Annotated in this window: 13 protein-coding genes; 5 read left to right on the plus strand and 8 right to left on the minus strand. The window is 58.7% G+C overall.

Annotated elements, in window-relative coordinates:
* Positions 1–56 precede the first annotated feature (56 nt).
* The 4 genes from araC to H7K56_RS02000 form a co-directional block, all read right to left on the minus strand.
* Positions 57–974, minus strand: a complete 918-nt coding sequence (araC, locus tag H7K56_RS01985; protein ID WP_021506176.1) for an arabinose operon transcriptional regulator AraC — start codon at positions 972–974, stop codon at positions 57–59.
* Positions 975–1,031: 57 nt separating this feature from the next.
* Positions 1,032–2,018, minus strand: coding sequence for an L-arabinose ABC transporter permease AraH (araH, locus tag H7K56_RS01990; RefSeq protein ID WP_150361375.1), 987 nt, complete (start codon positions 2,016–2,018; stop codon positions 1,032–1,034).
* 17 nt (positions 2,019–2,035) lie between these two features.
* A complete protein-coding gene (gene araG / locus H7K56_RS01995) occupies positions 2,036–3,556 on the minus strand; it encodes an L-arabinose ABC transporter ATP-binding protein AraG (RefSeq protein WP_150361373.1) in 1,521 nt (506 codons plus the stop codon).
* Between the two features lie 174 nt (positions 3,557–3,730).
* Entirely contained in the window at positions 3,731–4,714 is a 984-nt protein-coding gene (locus H7K56_RS02000; RefSeq protein WP_150361372.1) for an arabinose ABC transporter substrate-binding protein, read from the minus strand.
* Positions 4,715–5,080: 366 nt separating this feature from the next.
* Here H7K56_RS02000 and H7K56_RS02005 point away from each other — a divergent pair, with 366 nt between their 5' ends.
* Positions 5,081–6,766, plus strand: coding sequence for a ribulokinase (locus tag H7K56_RS02005; protein ID WP_150361371.1), 1,686 nt, complete (start codon positions 5,081–5,083; stop codon positions 6,764–6,766).
* Between the two features lie 11 nt (positions 6,767–6,777).
* Positions 6,778–8,268: an L-arabinose isomerase gene (gene araA / locus H7K56_RS02010; protein ID WP_021506181.1), complete on the plus strand. Its 1,491-nt coding sequence runs from the start codon at positions 6,778–6,780 to the stop codon at positions 8,266–8,268.
* Positions 8,269–8,692: 424 nt separating this feature from the next.
* On the opposite strand, the gene yjfF is transcribed toward araA, so the two are convergent.
* From yjfF to ytfQ, 4 genes are read right to left on the minus strand one after another with little or no spacing between them, the layout of a single operon-like run.
* Positions 8,693–9,685 carry a galactofuranose ABC transporter, permease protein YjfF gene (yjfF, locus tag H7K56_RS02015; protein WP_150361369.1) on the minus strand — a complete coding sequence of 331 codons (993 nt, stop codon included), beginning with the start codon at positions 9,683–9,685 and terminating at the stop codon, positions 8,693–8,695.
* Positions 9,682–10,698 (minus strand): galactofuranose ABC transporter, ATP-binding protein YtfT, encoded by a 1,017-nt coding sequence (gene ytfT, locus H7K56_RS02020; RefSeq protein WP_150361367.1) that lies wholly within the window; start codon positions 10,696–10,698, stop codon positions 9,682–9,684. The genes yjfF and ytfT overlap by 4 nt, the downstream gene beginning before the upstream one ends.
* Positions 10,691–12,211 carry a sugar ABC transporter ATP-binding protein gene (locus tag H7K56_RS02025; RefSeq protein ID WP_021506184.1) on the minus strand — a complete coding sequence of 507 codons (1,521 nt, stop codon included), beginning with the start codon at positions 12,209–12,211 and terminating at the stop codon, positions 10,691–10,693. The genes ytfT and H7K56_RS02025 overlap by 8 nt, the downstream gene beginning before the upstream one ends.
* A 54-nt stretch (positions 12,212–12,265) precedes the next feature.
* A complete protein-coding gene (gene ytfQ, locus H7K56_RS02030; protein ID WP_021506185.1) occupies positions 12,266–13,222 on the minus strand; it encodes a galactofuranose ABC transporter, galactofuranose-binding protein YtfQ in 957 nt (318 codons plus the stop codon).
* A 674-nt stretch (positions 13,223–13,896) separates the two neighbouring features.
* Between ytfQ and ydgT the strand changes: the two genes are divergently transcribed.
* The 3 genes from ydgT (at position 13,897) to rsxA (ending at position 15,370) form a co-directional block, all read left to right on the plus strand.
* Positions 13,897–14,112, plus strand: coding sequence for a transcription modulator YdgT (gene ydgT, locus H7K56_RS02035; protein WP_010618950.1), 216 nt, complete (start codon positions 13,897–13,899; stop codon positions 14,110–14,112).
* A 109-nt stretch (positions 14,113–14,221) separates the two neighbouring features.
* Positions 14,222–14,665 carry a DUF2569 domain-containing protein gene (locus H7K56_RS02040; protein WP_058758460.1) on the plus strand — a complete coding sequence of 148 codons (444 nt, stop codon included), beginning with the start codon at positions 14,222–14,224 and terminating at the stop codon, positions 14,663–14,665.
* Between the two features lie 123 nt (positions 14,666–14,788).
* Positions 14,789–15,370, plus strand: coding sequence for an electron transport complex subunit RsxA (gene rsxA, locus H7K56_RS02045; RefSeq protein WP_010618951.1), 582 nt, complete (start codon positions 14,789–14,791; stop codon positions 15,368–15,370).

The raw sequence follows: 15,370 nt of genomic DNA on the forward strand, positions 1-15,370 counted from the left end.
CCTGACTGATTTAAGACGAATCAGTCAGTAAGAACAAGGCGGAATCACCTGAAAGCTCAGGAGATCGCACTCCGTGCCGGTTGCCAGCTCTCCTGGGCCACCAGCGCGTCGTGCGCATCCTGACTGCGGCGGCGGAAATCGCTCGGACTGACGCCCACCCGCTTGCGGAACACGCGCGAGAAGTAGAGCTGGTCGTCGTAGCCGACCTCGCGTCCCACCGAGGCGATCGGTTCCTGAGTGGTTTGCAGCAGCAGCTTGGCGCGGATCACCCGCTGATCTTCGCGCCAGCGCAACAGGTTGATTCCCATCTGCTCGCGGAACAGGTGGGCCAGACGCGACGGCGACAGACAGACGTGGCGCGCCACTTCCTCGATTTTCACCTCGCTGGCCAGATGATTGGTGACGTACTGGCAGGCTTCAATCACGCGCGGGTCGCGAATTTGCTGATGGCTGCGCGGATCCTCTTCCACCGCACGCAGCAGCAGGCGCTCCAGCAGATTCATCGCCAGCTCTTCGGCAAAGCGACGTCCGGAGTTGTGCGTCTGTTCGATGCTGGCAAACAGACGGTCAAATTCGGCGCGCAGCGCATCCGGCAGCCGCAGCCGGCCAACGCCCTGGTTCTGATCCTGCCACTGCAGCCAGTCGGTCCAGTAGGCGCGCGGACGGAAATAGACCCAGCGATGATGCCAGCACGGACTGTCCGGCGCGCGGCCATAGTAGTGCGGCGTTTTTGGCTGAAACAGCAGCAGGTCGCCCGGCTCGCAGTCAAACGCTGACGCCCCGTCAAACACCCGTCCCTGACCTTTGATGGTCAGATTGAGGATGTAACCTTTCATGCCGTGCGGGCGATCGATAAAAAAATCGAGCTGATCGCCGGCGTTGATTGGCGTCAGGCCGGCCACCAGCCAGGCGTTAAACGGATAGCCCGGCAGTAACGGATTTTGCTGTTCACTCGGCGCTTCGCGGTGGTACATAAGGATCTCCCGGTTCGCGTGACGTTGGGGCGCAGCGTTGCGGCTGCGCCCGCGGGATCAGGCGGTTCTGCTTTTTTGTTTGTAACGGTCAAAGATCACCGCCGCTAACAGTATCAAACCGCGCACCACATACTGTGAGAATGGCGAGATATTCAATAAATTCATCGCATTCTCGACGGTACCCAGAATCAGTACCCCGGCGACCACGTAGGAGATCTTGCCAATACCGCCCTTCAGCGACACGCCGCCCAGCACGCAGGCGGAGATGACGATCAGCTCATAGCCGAGCGAGGTCATCGGCTGACCGCTGGTCATGCGTGAAGCCAGAATAATGCCGGCCGCCGCTGACACCAGCCCGGAGAGGATAAAGATGATGATGCGCGTGCGCACCACCGGCACCCCGGCCAGTCGCGCCGCTTCCTCGTTGCCACCAATCGCCAGCGTGTTGCGGCCAAAGGTGGTTTTGTTCAGCAGGAAACCAAACACGATCATGGTGGCGATGGTCAGCCAGATCGGTGCCGGCACGCCCAGCCAATTGGTGTAGCCGAGGGTGAAAAAGCGCTCATCCTCAATCCCCACCGCTTTACCGTCGGAGAAGATATAAGCCAGGCCGCGCACAATCTGCATGGTCGCCAGCGTGGTGATCAGCGCGTTAATTTTGAGGCGCGCAATCACGAAGCCGTTAACGAAGCCGGTGGCCATACCGAGCAGCAGGCCGGCGGCGACGCCGATCCACAGGCTTTCGGTCATGTTGATCACCACGGCGGTGACGACGCCAGCGCAGGCAATCACCGACGCCACCGACAGGTCGAAATCGCCGGAGGCGAGGCAGAACAGCATGCCGCACGCCACCATGCCGGACATCGACATCGCCAGGCCCAGCCCTTTCATGTTGATAAAGGTGCCAAAATTAGGCACGAAGATGGCGCAGACGATAAACAGCAGCGCAAACACCACCAGCATGCCGAAGTTGTCCCAGATGCGCCCGAGCTGCAGGCCACTGCGCTGCACCGGTGGCGTATTGGACGTGGTAGATGAAGCCATTTTTACTCTCCTTTACCTCAGGCCACGGCGGCCGCTTGAGTGGTTTTCGGCATGGCCAGGCTCAGCGTCAGCTGCTCCGTGGCGGCGTCGTGGGGCAGTTCACCGGCAATCTCACCTTCGCGCATCACCACGATGCGGTCGGCCAGTCCCATCACTTCGGGCAGATCGCTGGAGGCAAACAGCACCGCGATCCCTTTGTTCGCCAGCTGATAAATCAGGTTATAGATTTCATGTTTGGCGCCGACATCAATGCCGCGCGTCGGTTCGTCGAGCAGGATCACGTTCATCTCCTCCGACAGCCAGCGGCCCAGAATTGCCTTCTGCTGGTTGCCACCGGACAGATTCATGATCAGCTGATGAGCGCCCGGCGTTTTAATGTTCAGCGAGCGAATGTGGTGGTCCGCGTTTTTCGCTTCCCAGCCCGGCTTGATCAGACAGCCGGCACTCAGGTTGTGGCGGCGCGCGCTGATATTGATGTTTTCGCGCACCGAGTGCACCGGGATGATGCCTTCGGCTTTGCGATCTTCCGGGCACAGCATGATACCGGCGCGGATGGCATCAATCGGTTCGCGGATGTTGAGCTGCTTACCGTCCAGCGTGACCGTGCCTGCGCGCAGCCGGGTGGCACCAAACAGCCCTTTCATCAGTTCGCTGCGGCCGGCACCGACCAGTCCAAACAGACCGACAATTTCTCCGGCGCGCACCGTCAGCGATATCGGCATCCGCACGCCTTTCGCTTCCACCTGGTCCAGCTGCAGACGCACGGGGCCCAGCTCACGTGGCGCGTAGCCATAGATATCTCCGAGGTTGCGTCCGACCATCGCCTCCACCAGATCGTCATGGTGGGTATTGGCCATATCCGTGAAGGTGCGCACGTAGCGCCCATCCTTAAACACGGTAATGGCATCGCTCAGCGCGAAAATTTCTTCCATGCGATGCGACACGTACAGCACCACCCGGCCCTGCTCGCGCAGCTGGCGAATCACGCGGAACAGATGCTCAATTTCGCGCGCCGACAGCGAACTGGTCGGCTCATCAAAGGCGATGATGCGCGCGTTGCGCGCCAGCGCTTTGGCGATTTCGACCATCTGCCACTGACCGAGCGACAGGTATTTCAGCGGCATGTCGGGATCGATATCCATGCCAAGATTTTTCAGCTGCAGACCGGCTTCGTAGCGCAGCAGCTTGCGGTTAACCAGCCCGCGCTTGTGCGGCAGCTGGCCAAGATAGATGTTCTCCGCCACGCTCATTTCCGGTACCAGATGCAGCTCCTGGTAAATGATCGCTACACCGGCATCCAGCGCCTCAACGGTATTGCTGAAGCTTTTCGCTGTGCCTTTGATGCGGATTTCGCCGCCGCTGGGCTGATAGCTGCCGCTAAGGATTTTCAGCAGCGTGGATTTGCCCGCGCCGTTTTCTCCCATCAGCGCGTGCACTTCCCCGGCGCGGCACTGAAAAGAGATATCCTGCAGCGCTTTCACGCCAGGGAAGGTTTTGCTGATGCCATGAAATGACAGAAATGCTGGATCCGTGTTCATGGGAACTCCTGAGCCTCTATGTTTCGCACCGTAGCGGCGTTGGCTGCGCACATTTACCCCGGTCACTGACCTCAGTAAGCTCCCGGGGATAAACGTGTTTGCCGCCTTGCTACAGCACGAACTATGCCGGCTGCCTGTTAATTAACATCACATTGAGGACGGCTTAAAACCGACTTACATCAGCCCTTTCTTCGCCAGCTCGGTTTTGAAATTGTCGCGGGTGATCAGCACCACGTCGGTCACTTCGGTGAATTTCGCTGGCTCCTGCCCTTTGGTCACCCAGTTGTAGAGCATTTCGCTGCTCTTATAGCCGTGCACGTCCGGGCTCGGCAGCAGGGAACCGTAGAAGCCGGTTGGCGCGCCTTTCGACAGCTCGCTTACCGCATCCACGCCGTTGATGCCGATGCCGATCACGTCCGGGGCCTTGAAGCCCTGGCCTTCGGTGGCGCGCACGCCGCCCAGCACGGTGTTGTCGTTCATGCCGACAATCAGCCAGTGCTTCACTTCCGGATGCTGCACCAGCAGCGAGTTACCGGCGTCAAACGCGCCCGGGATATCGTTAGATTTGGTCGGCACCTGATAAATCTGCTTCTCCGGGAAGCCGGCGGCTTTCAGCGCGGCCATTGAGCCACCGGTGCGGCGGCGTGCGGTATCCAGTTCGTTAGCAGTAATCGCCATCACGGCGGTTTGCTTCACATCCCAGCCGCGTTTCTGCATCTCTTTGTACAGCTCCTGGCCCTGACGCTCGCCGATTTTGGTCGCCGCCATCATCACCAGCGGTACGGTATCCATTGGCTTGCCTTTGGCGGTGACAAACTGGTCGTCCACGGCAATCACTTTCAGGTCATAGCTGCGTGCTTTGGCGACGATAGCCGAGCCCAGCTTGGGATCCGGGGTACAGATGACAAAGCCTTTGGCGCCGCTCGCCGCCAGGCTATCGATAGCGTTCAGGGTTTTTTCACCGTCCGGCACGGCAATTTTGATCACTTCAAAGCCGAGATCTTTGCCGGCCTTATCGGCGAATTTCCACTCGGTCTGGAACCAGGGTTCCTCCGGCTGTTTGACGAGAAAACCGAGCTTCATGGTCTCGGCGATAGCGGATTGTGACATAAGCGCGGCGAGGCCTGCGACCGCCAGTGCTTTAGTGAATTTATGCATGATGCTCTCCGGCACAATGGTGTTTTATCGCTGTTATCAACGAATCGGTGTAAACGCTACCAATCAGATTTCACGTTCGGGTACAGCGCAAAATCAGCGCGTTAGCTCAAAGGTTGTACAAAGGCTGTGCAAACGCTGGGCTAGTTGTAGCGGGAAAAGCGCGGAAAAATGTAGAGCGGTATCACATCCCAAAACGATGACTAAATCCTCCATATATTCAGCAAAATTAACCGGACATTAACTTTTGCTGTCGATCACACAACCCCGCCGATGACAGAAAAGTGCATATTCTCAGCCGCTGATGACTAACCGCCGCCCGCGCCCCATTCCAGGATAGAGCGAGACAACTCACACAGGAGAATCCCGATGAGCGCGGGTGCCATAACAATTGGGCTGGATTTCGGCAGTGACTCGGTACGAGCGCTGGCCGTGGAGTGCCACAGCGGTAAAGAGCTGGAAAAGGCGGTGGTCAACTATCCGCGCTGGGCAAAGGGTGAATTCTGCGATGCCCACGCCAACCGCTTTCGTCATCATCCTCAGGATTATATTGATGCGCTGGAGCAGGCCATCGTCAGCGTGGTGCAGGCGTTAAGTCCGGCGCAGCGCGCCGCGGTGGTGGGTATTGGCGTCGATTCTACCGGCTCGACGCCGGCCCCCATCGATCGCGACGGCAACGTTCTGGCACTGCGTCCGGAATTCGCCAGCAATCCCAACGCTATGTTTGTGCTGTGGAAAGATCACACCGCCATAGAAGAAGCCGAAGAGATCAACCGCCTGTGCCGCAGCGGCCAGTTCACCGACTATACCCGCTACATCGGCGGCGTTTACTCCTCCGAATGGTTCTGGGCCAAAATTTTGCACGTATCGCGTGCCGATGCCGCGGTGCGAGAGGCAGCGGTGTCGTGGGTAGAGCTGTGCGACTGGGTGCCCGCGCTGCTGAGCGGTACAACCGCACCGGCCGATCTGCGGCGCGGACGCTGCGCCGCCGGGCACAAATCACTGTGGCATCCGGAGTGGCAGGGTTTACCGCCGGCGGCGTTCTTTCGCGCGCTCGATCCCATGCTGGTGGAACAGCTCGATTCGCCGCTGTTCACCGACACTTACACGGCCGATGTGCCGGTCGGCACGCTGTCGGGCGAATGGGCGCAGCGCCTCGGGCTGTCAGAACAGGTGGTGCTGTCCGGTGGCGCCTTTGACTGTCACATGGGCGCGGTTGGCGCGGGCGCACAGCCGTACACGCTGGTGAAAGTCATCGGCACCTCGACCTGCGACATCCTGATCGCCGACAGCGAACAGGTTGGCGATCGCGCGATCAAAGGTATCTGCGGTCAGGTCGACGGCAGCGTGATGCCGGGCGCCATCGGCTGCGAGGCCGGACAATCGGCGTTCGGCGACATCTATGCCTGGTTCAGTCGCCTGCTCGGCTGGCCTTTGCAGCAGGCGGCGCAGCGCCATCCTGAATTACAGCCGCAGCTGGCCGCGCTGCAGCAGGATCTGATCCGCCAGCTGACCGACGCCTGGGCGGCAAATCCGCAACTCGATCACCTGCCGGTGGTGCTGGACTGGTTTAACGGTCGCCGCACGCCGGACGCCAACCAGCGCCTGAAAGGCGTGATTACCGACCTCAACCTCGGCACCGATGCGCCGGCGCTGTTCGGTGGCCTGATTGCCGCCACCGCCTTTGGCGCACGCGCCATCATGGAGTGCTTCGAGCAGCAGCAGATTCCGGTGCAGAACATCCTGACGCTCGGCGGCATTGCGCGCAAATCCCCTGCCATCATGCAGGCCTGCTGCGATGTGATGAACCGGCCGCTGGACATTGTCGCTTCCGATGAGTGCTGCGCGCTGGGCGCGGCGATTTTTGCCGCCGTTGCCGCCGGCGTTTACCCCGATGTGCCGGCGGCGCAGCAGGTGATGGCCAGTCCGATTGCCGTCACCCTGCAGCCGGACAGCGCGCGCGTGGCGACTTATCAGCAGCTTTATCAACGTTATCAACACTGGTGCCAGGCGGCTGAACCGCAGTACGCCGCGCGCGCCGCATCCGCTAAGTAAAGGAGCGATGAATGGAACAGAAAGTCTGGTTTGTGATTGGTACACAGCATCTCTACGGAGCGGAAACCCTGCGCCAGGTTGAGCAGCATGCGCGCCAGGTGATGGACGGCCTCAACCAGGCCGGTACCCTGCCGGTGCCGCTTGAGCTGAAGCCGCTGGTGAAATCACCGGATGAAGCGCTGGCGCTGTGCCGCGAGGCCAATCACGACAGCCAGTGCGTCGGTATCATTACCTGGCTGCATACCTTTTCGCCGGCAAAAATGTGGATTGGCGGACTGAGTATTTTGCATAAACCGCTGCTGCAGTTTCATACCCAGTTCAATGCGGAAATTCCGTGGGACAGCATGGACATGGACTTCATGAACCTGAACCAGACCGCGCACGGCGGCCGTGAGTTCGGCTTCATTGGCGCGCGCATGGGTCTGCAGCACAGCGTAGTGACCGGTCACTGGCAGGATAAAACCAGCCAGCAGCGTATCGCGCGCTGGATCAATGCCGCGCTGGCGAAGCAGGCCAGCCAGCAGCTGAAAGTGGCGCGCTTCGGTGACAATATGCGCGAAGTGGCGGTCACCGAAGGCGATAAAGTGGCAGCGCAGATTCAGTTTGGCTATGCGGTTAACGGCTGGGGCGTCGGCGATCTGGTTGAGGTGGTGAACAGCGTCAGCGACGGTGATGTCAACGCGCTGGTCGACGAATACGAGAGCCAGTATCTGTTCAGCGCAGCGGCGTCTGTAAACGGCGACAAGCGGCAGAATGTGCTGGATGCCGCACGCATTGAGCTGGGCCTGAAGCGCTTCCTCGATAGCGAAGGCTGTAAAGCCTTTACCACCAATTTCCAGACGCTGCACGGTATGACCCAGCTGCCCGGTCTGGCGGTTCAGCGCCTGATGGCTCAGGGCTACGGTTTCGCCGGTGAAGGCGACTGGAAAACCGCCGCGCTGCTGCACATCCTGAAAGTACAGGCCGGCACGCGCGCCGGTGGCACCTCGTTTATGGAGGATTACACCTACCACTTCGCGCCGGGCAACGAGCTGGTACTGGGCTCGCACATGCTGGAAGTGTGCCCGTCGATCGCCAAAGAGGAGAAGCCGCTGATTGATGTGCAGTTCCTCGGCATTGGCGGTAAAGCCGATCCGGCGCGTCTGATTTTCTCGACGCCGGCGGGTCGCGCGGTGAACGCCAGCGTCATCGACATGGGCGATCGCTTCCGTCTGCTGGTCAACGTGGTCGATACCATTGAACAGCCGCAGGCGCTGCCGAAGCTGCCGGTGGCACGTGCGCTGTGGCGCGCACAGCCTTCGCTGGCCACCGCTTCTGAAGCGTGGATCCTGGCGGGTGGCGCACACCATACGGTGTTCAGCCAGGCGCTGGATGTTGAGGATATGTACCTGTACGGCGAACTGCACGGCATTGAAGTGCTGGTGATTGATGACGAGACGCGCCTGCCGGCCTTCAAAGATGCGCTGCGCTGGAACGACGCGTACTACCGCCTGAAACGTTAATAGTCTGAAATTTTGAAGCAAGCCGCGAGTGTATCGCGGCTTTTTTATGGCGAAACTGCGGTCCAGTCAACAACGGCAGGCGTTACGTAAAGCCGGCGTGAATACCTCCCTGTCGCCCCGTCCGCCTTGATCTCCTTAATGCAGGTTGGTTGCGCTTTTACCGGAGCCGAATTTGCATCAGCCATTAAGCGTCGTACTGACTACAGCAATGACAGTCCCACTTGCCCCATCAAGACCAGCCCGAATAGCAAAGCGTCCGCGCCAGGAATGGCGCGGCCGATCGGCATGGATGCGGGGTTTCTTTGCGGTTGGGCTGGGCTTGATGGGCCGGGCACCCGATTAACAGCAACCCCACCAAACATCCACGACGCTTAGCATAAAAAAAGGCGCGCAAATTTGCGCACCTCTCAAAACACACAGGCAATTACGATGACGACGTTAAACGCTTAACCGGCGCGTTCTGCTGGCGGTCCCACATCACCGTCAGCAGACGCTGCAGCGCAATAAAGGCAAACAGCAGGATGCCAATGGCAATTTTGGTCCACCACGAACTCAGCGTGCCGTCGAAGTTAATCCATGTCTGAATCAACCCCTGAATCAGCACCCCAAACAGCGTGCCCAGCACCGTACCGACGCCACCCGACAGCAGCGTGCCGCCAATCACCACCGAAGCGATGGCATCCAGCTCGACGCCCAGCCCGGCCAGCGCGTAGCCGGCCGAGGTGTAAATGGAAAATACGATGCCTGCCAGCGTCGCCAGCGTGGTCGACAGCATATAAATCTTAATCGTGGTGGCGCGCGTCGACACGCCCATCAGCTGAGCCGACGTCAGACTGCCGCCAATGGCGTACACCTGATTACCGAAGCGCGTACGGTGCGCCAGCAGAATGCCCCCCGCCACCACCACCAGCATAATCACCGCCAGCAGGCTGAGACGTCCGCCGCCCGGAATTTTCCACGCCAGGCTCGACAACGTGGTATACAGCGGATGATCGATAGGAATCGAGTTCTCCGACACCAGATAGCTGCAGCCGCGCAGGAAAAACATCCCGGCGAGCGTGATGATAAAGGCCGGGATCTTTAACGCATCAATCAGCCAGCCCATCATGGCACCAAACAGCGCACCTGCCGCCAGAATCAGCGCAAAGGCCAGCAGCGGATCGACATGATAATCGCCGATGATGCGTGCCAGAAACACGCCGGTGAAGGCAATCACCGCGCCCACCGACAAATCGATGCCGCCGGACAAAATCACAAAGGTCATGCCGACGGCGATGATGCCGAGAAACGCATTATCCGTGAGGATGTTGCAAATCACCCGCGTTGAGGCAAAGCCGGGAAACTGGCTGAGGCAGAACAGGTAACCCGCGACAAACACCAGCAGGGTAATCATTAACGGTAAATGACGCTTGATCATGGTTTACGTCTCCCCTTCAGCATGGCGATAAAGCGCGGCGACTGCAGCAGCAGTACGCACATCACCACCACCGCTTTCACCACCTGGTTCAGCTCCGGCGGAAAACCTGACAGCAGGATGCCGGTATTCATTGACTGGATAATCAGCGCGCCAACCAGCGACAGCACCAGGTTAAAACGCCCGCCCATCAGCGAGGCGCCACCAATCACCACCGCCAGAATGGCGTCCAGCTCGAGCCACAACCCGGCATTATTGGCATCGGCACCGCGAATATCGGCGGCGACAATCAGCCCGGCTACCGCCGCACACACGCCGCTGATGACATAGGTGGACATCACCACCAGCCAGCCGGTCACCCCGGCATTGCGCGCCGCACGCAGGTTGATGCCTACCGCTTCGATGAACAGGCCAAGCGCGGTTTTGCGCGTCAGCAGCCACACCGCCACGGCCACCAGCAGGGTAATCCACACCGGTACCGGCAGCAGCCACAGCGAACCACTGCCAAACCACGCGAGGCTATCACTGTTGAAGGTGACGATCTGTCCCTGGGTAATCAGCTGCGCGATGCCGCGCCCGGCCACCATCAGAATCAGCGTGGCGACAAACGGCTGAATCTTCAGCAGGGCCACCAGCACGCCGTTCCACAGGCCGCACAGCAGCCCGGTCCCGAGCGTAGCCAGAATAATAAAACTCAGGCTGTGCCCCGCCACCGTCAGCGTCGCCGCCGTCGCGCCGGCAATCGCCATTACCGCCCCCACCGACAGATCGATCCCGCCGGTGGCGATCACCAGCGTCATACCAATCGCCAGCAGCGCCACCGGCGCGGCGCGGTTGAGAATGTCAATCGGGCTGCCGAATAACCGCCCGTCCTGAATGTGAATAGCAAAAAAGTTATTCGCCACCAGGCTGTCGATCAGCAGCACCAGAATCAGCGCGACGATCTGCGGCATGCCCGGCGGCAGCTTCGGCTTCCGCCGTTCCGGTTTTTCGTGTGTCATAGGCGATTCAAGCATGTTGTGCTCCTCCGTCCGCGATGGCGTTGACGATTGATGCCACCGACAGCTGCTCCAGCGGAATTTCGGCGACCTGCTTCAGATCGCGCATGATCAGCACGCGATCGGCATAGCCCACCAGCTCTTCCAGTTCAGAGGAGATGACCAGCAGCGCCAGTCCGTCGGCGCACAGGGACTCAATCAGCCGAATGATCTCGGCGTGGGCGCCCACGTCGATACCGCGCGTCGGCTCATCCAGAATCAGAAACTGTGGTTTAGTCACCAGCCAGCGTGACAGCAGCACCTTCTGCTGGTTGCCACCCGACAGCAGCTCCACCGGCTGGTCGGCGTGCGGTGTGCGAATCCCCAGGCTCTTGATAAAACGCTCGGCTATCGCCTGCTGCTCACGGCGTTTGATCGGCCGCAGCCAGCCACGCTGCGCCTGCAGCGCCAGAATGATGTTTTCCCGCACCGAGGCCGCGCCGATGATGCCGTCAGTTTTACGATCTTCCGGGCAGAAGCCCATGCCGAGACGCGAGGCTTTGGCCGGCGTGCGGATGTGCTGCACTTTGCCTTTGATGGTGGCGGTACCACGATCGGCACGGCGGATACCAAACAGCACCTCGGCGGTCTCGGTGCGCCCGGAGCCGAGCAGCCCGGCCAGCCCCACCACTTCGCCCGGCCGTACCTGCAGGCTAAACGGTTCAATGGTGCCTTTCTTGCCGTAATCCTCAAACGACACCACCGGCTGATTGCTGCGTAACGTGCTGCCCTGGCGCTGCAGTGCGGTTTCCAGCAGCTCTCGCCCCAGCATCAGCTTGATCAGCTCAATCTGCGGCAGCGAGGCGGTGTCCCGCGTGGCGATAAACTGGCCGTTGCGCAGTACGGTAATCCGGTCGGTAATACGGTACACCTGGTCGAGAAAGTGGGTGACGAAAATCAGACTCATGCCTTTGGCTTTCAGCTGCGCCATCAGGGTAAACAGCATCTCCACTTCGCTGGCATCAAGGCTGGCAGTTGGTTCATCCAGAATCAGTACCTGCGCGGAGAGATCGACCGCGCGGCAGATCGCAATGATCTGCTGCATCGCCACCGAGTAGTGGCCGAGCGGACGCGTCACATCCAGCGCGAAGCCGTAGTTGCGCATCAGCGCATCGGCGTCGCGCACCATGCGCTTGCGATCGATCATGCCGAAGCGGCGCGGCTCGCGGCCAATGTAGAGGTTATCCGCCACCGACATATTCGGCAGCAGATTCACTTCCTGATAAACGGTGCCAATGCCCATCTGCTGCGCATCGGCGGTACTGTGCGGCGCAATTACCGCGCCGTTGAGGGTAATGGTGCCGGCATCCCGCGTGTAGACGCCGGTCAGCACTTTAATCAGGGTCGATTTCCCCGCGCCGTTCTCACCCAGCAGCGCCATAATTTCGCCCTTGCGGATACTGAACGACACGTTATCCAGCGCTTTGACGCCGGGAAAGCCTTTGCTGATGCCGTTGAGGCTCAGCAGGGGTGTTTCATCGTAGCTGCTCATCAGATTCTGCCTCGCTTACGTCATAAAAACCGCCCCGAAGGGCGGTTGCGGGGATCAGTAACCCATGCCCTTTTTCTTATCCAGCTCCGCCTGAGCGTCAGCCGGTAAGAACAGTTTTGATTCGGTTTTGATGATTTTCGGCGGCAGCGTGCCGTCTTTTTTGAATTTCTCCAGCGCGTCAAACGCCGGGCCAGCCATGTCCGGCGTCAGCTCAACGTTAGCGTTGGCCTCGCCGGCCAGCATCGCTTTATAGATATCCGGCACGCCATCAATCGAACCGGTGAGAATATCTTTGCCCGGTTTCAGGCCGGCTTCTTTAATTGCCTGGATGGCGCCGATCGCCATGTCATCGTTATGCGCATACACCATGCAGATGTTTTTGCCGTTGTTCTCGGCTTTGATGAAGCTCTCCATCACCTCTTTACCCTTACTGCGGGTAAAGTCACCGGACTGCGAGCGAATCACTTTGATGTTGTTGTGGCCGGCGATGGCTTCGGCAAAGCCTTTCTTACGGTCGATCGCTACGCTGGCACCAACGGTACCCTGCAGTTCCACCACGTTACACTGCTTGTCACCGACGGTTTTCACCAGCCAGTCACCAATCAGTTTGCCTTCCAGCACGTTGTCGGCCGTCACCACCGCCATGTACAGCGATTTATCTTTCACCACGATGGCGCGGTCCAGCAGGAACACCGGAATTTTGGCGTCTTTGGCCTCTTCCAGCACCGGTTCCCAGCCAGTCTGTACCACTGGCGCGATAAAGATGGCATCAACGCCCTGAGCGATGAACGAGCGCACCGCTTTGATCTGGTTCTCCTGCTTCTGCTGACCATCGGCAATTTTCAGGGTGATACCGCGCTTTTGCGCCTCACTTTTTGCCACGTTGGTTTCGGCTGAACGCCAGCCGGATTCAGAACCGACCTGTGAGAAGCCCACCGTCATGTCGGCAGCCAGAACCGATGTGCTGAGTGCGGCGCTGACCATGGTGGTCAAGAGTAAACGTTTCCACATAATTTTCATTCCTCTGAAGGGAGTGTGCTGTAGGGGTACAAACGCGCTTCAAGCCTGGCGCAATTGCGCTAAAACAAGCGCGACACACCTCACAAAACAGAATGAATTAAAGGGGTTACGCGTATCAGCGTGTCAGGCAGCTGACTCAGCTTATGGACAAAACGCCTGAACTTTATGTCAGCGGAGGTTAAATAACTGTAATAAACAGAAGCGGTTATGACCGCAGGCACTGGAAACGATTACAACGGACACGTAAAGAATGGTTATTCATGCGGGCGGCAGGCAATGTTCTGTTTTGTGATAATTCGCACACTTGCGATTTGACGTTTCATCACAGCTGCACCCTTGTGCGTCACCCGTTACAGATAAATCGCTTTTTCGCGCCTGCTGCGTTTCAAAATAAGCGCAACAAAAGTGCGAAAAATAGCGTCTGGAATACCGTTTAAGGCAGCTGTTAAATTTTCTCACCAGCCCCCGGTTAACGGGGCCAAAAACGCGCCTGACGCGCAGGAAAATGCGCGTTAAAAAAGATAAAAGCGTAAAAAAGTCCCATTTGATGAGCGAATTAGCGCACGTTGTCTGAATTTTGAATTTTTTTAACCGCGGTGTCTGGACTCTGGCCGCGTGCTCCCTATACTTGAGCACTTCCCCGTTCTCTATCTTTTATGGCAATCATGACTGCGCTCGATTACCTGCTGAAATTTCGTAAAGTGAATAATCTTGAGAGTCTGGAAAAACTCTACGATCACCTCAATTATTCGCTCACTGATGATAACGAGATCATTAATATGTACCGCGCCGCCGATCACCGCCGTGCTGAACTCGCCTCAGGTGGCCGTCTGTATGACCTCGGCTGTGTGCCGAAATCCGTCTGGCGCTACGTGGTGTAAAGCGCGCTTATCTCTGTTTCTGCCCCTGGTGCGCTGTCCGAATCGGGCGTGACCCGTTTGGACATGGTACGCTCTGCCTCGTCTTTTTTCTTACATCAGGATGAACAACATGTCCGAATCGGTAAACCCGCCGCGTATTGCCGGCTGGCTGCTGCTGCCGCTTGCCTGGCTGATTATGACGATGCTGACCAGCGCGCTGGTGGTGGCGCTCTATCTGCGGCCGCTGTTTGACACGGAACTGCGCACCACGCTGTTTTCTCACGCCAGTATTTTAATGACGCAGTGGCTGGTGTCCTTACTCACCGCCGCCGCGGTGTGGCTGTACAGCATCTGGGTGTGCTGGATCTTTTGTCAGCGCTCGCGCCGTCTGCCACGTCACTACATTCTCTGGCTGCTGATGACCGTATTGCTGGCGCTGAAAACCTTCGCTTTTACGCCGGTGGCTGATGGGAAAGCGATCCAGACACTGCTGCTGGCCCTGCTCTCGGCGGCGGTCTTTGTGCCCTACTTCAAACGCTCACAGCGGGTCAAACAGACCTTTATTCAGCCCTGATGACGCTCTTTTCGTCAGGAATTTAATTCTGAGTGCTCTCAGCCAGCGCACGAATCGCGCAAAGGTTGAGATGCACCTCTCAATTCCGGATAATAAACGCCTTTCGGCTTCCCAGGTTAAAAAATGACCGATTACTTACTGCTCTTTATTGGCACAGTGCTGGTGAACAACTTCGTGTTGGTCAAATTCCTCGGCCTTTGCCCTTTTATGGGCGTGTCAAAAAAACTGGAAACGGCCATTGGCATGGGACTTGCCACCACGTTCGTCATTACGCTGGCGTCGATTTGCGCCTGGCTGGTGAATCACCTGATTCTGCTGCCGCTTGATCTGGTGTACCTGCGTACCATGGCCTATATCCTGGTGATTGCGGTAGTGGTGCAGTTCACCGAAATGGTGGTGCGTAAAACCAGCCCGTCGCTGTATCGCCTGCTCGGTATCTTTTTGCCGCTGATCACCACCAACTGCGCTGTACTGGGCGTGCCGCTGCTGAGCGTCAACCTCAACCACACGTTCCTGCAGGCGGCGCTGTACGGCTTCAGTGCGTCACTCGGCTTTTCGCTGGTGATGGTGCTGTTCGCTGGCATGCGTGAACGTCTGGTGCTGGCCAACGTGCCGGCACCGTTCAAAGGAAACTCCATTGCCCTGATCACCGCTGGCCTGATGGCGCTGGCGTTCATGGGCTTTACCGGTCTGGTGAAATTCTGA

The sequence above is a fragment of the Pantoea dispersa genome, assembly GCF_014155765.1.
GTDB classification, from domain to species: Bacteria; Pseudomonadota; Gammaproteobacteria; order Enterobacterales; family Enterobacteriaceae; genus Pantoea; species Pantoea dispersa.

Coding starts and splice junctions, on each gene's coding strand:
- yjfF (WP_150361369.1), bottom strand. CDS start 9,685: ATGATCAAGCGTCATTTACCGTTAATGATTACCCTGCTGGTGTTTGTC.
- rsxA (WP_010618951.1), top strand. CDS start 14,789: ATGACCGATTACTTACTGCTCTTTATTGGCACAGTGCTGGTGAACAAC.
- araG (WP_150361373.1), bottom strand. CDS start 3,556: ATGAACACGGATCCAGCATTTCTGTCATTTCATGGCATCAGCAAAACC.
- ytfT (WP_150361367.1), bottom strand. CDS start 10,698: ATGCTTGAATCGCCTATGACACACGAAAAACCGGAACGGCGGAAGCCG.
- H7K56_RS02040 (WP_058758460.1), top strand. CDS start 14,222: ATGTCCGAATCGGTAAACCCGCCGCGTATTGCCGGCTGGCTGCTGCTG.
- H7K56_RS02000 (WP_150361372.1), bottom strand. CDS start 4,714: ATGCATAAATTCACTAAAGCACTGGCGGTCGCAGGCCTCGCCGCGCTT.
- ytfQ (WP_021506185.1), bottom strand. CDS start 13,222: ATGTGGAAACGTTTACTCTTGACCACCATGGTCAGCGCCGCACTCAGC.
- ydgT (WP_010618950.1), top strand. CDS start 13,897: ATGACTGCGCTCGATTACCTGCTGAAATTTCGTAAAGTGAATAATCTT.
- araH (WP_150361375.1), bottom strand. CDS start 2,018: ATGGCTTCATCTACCACGTCCAATACGCCACCGGTGCAGCGCAGTGGC.
- araC (WP_021506176.1), bottom strand. CDS start 974: ATGTACCACCGCGAAGCGCCGAGTGAACAGCAAAATCCGTTACTGCCG.
- araA (WP_021506181.1), top strand. CDS start 6,778: ATGGAACAGAAAGTCTGGTTTGTGATTGGTACACAGCATCTCTACGGA.
- H7K56_RS02025 (WP_021506184.1), bottom strand. CDS start 12,211: ATGAGCAGCTACGATGAAACACCCCTGCTGAGCCTCAACGGCATCAGC.
- H7K56_RS02005 (WP_150361371.1), top strand. CDS start 5,081: ATGAGCGCGGGTGCCATAACAATTGGGCTGGATTTCGGCAGTGACTCG.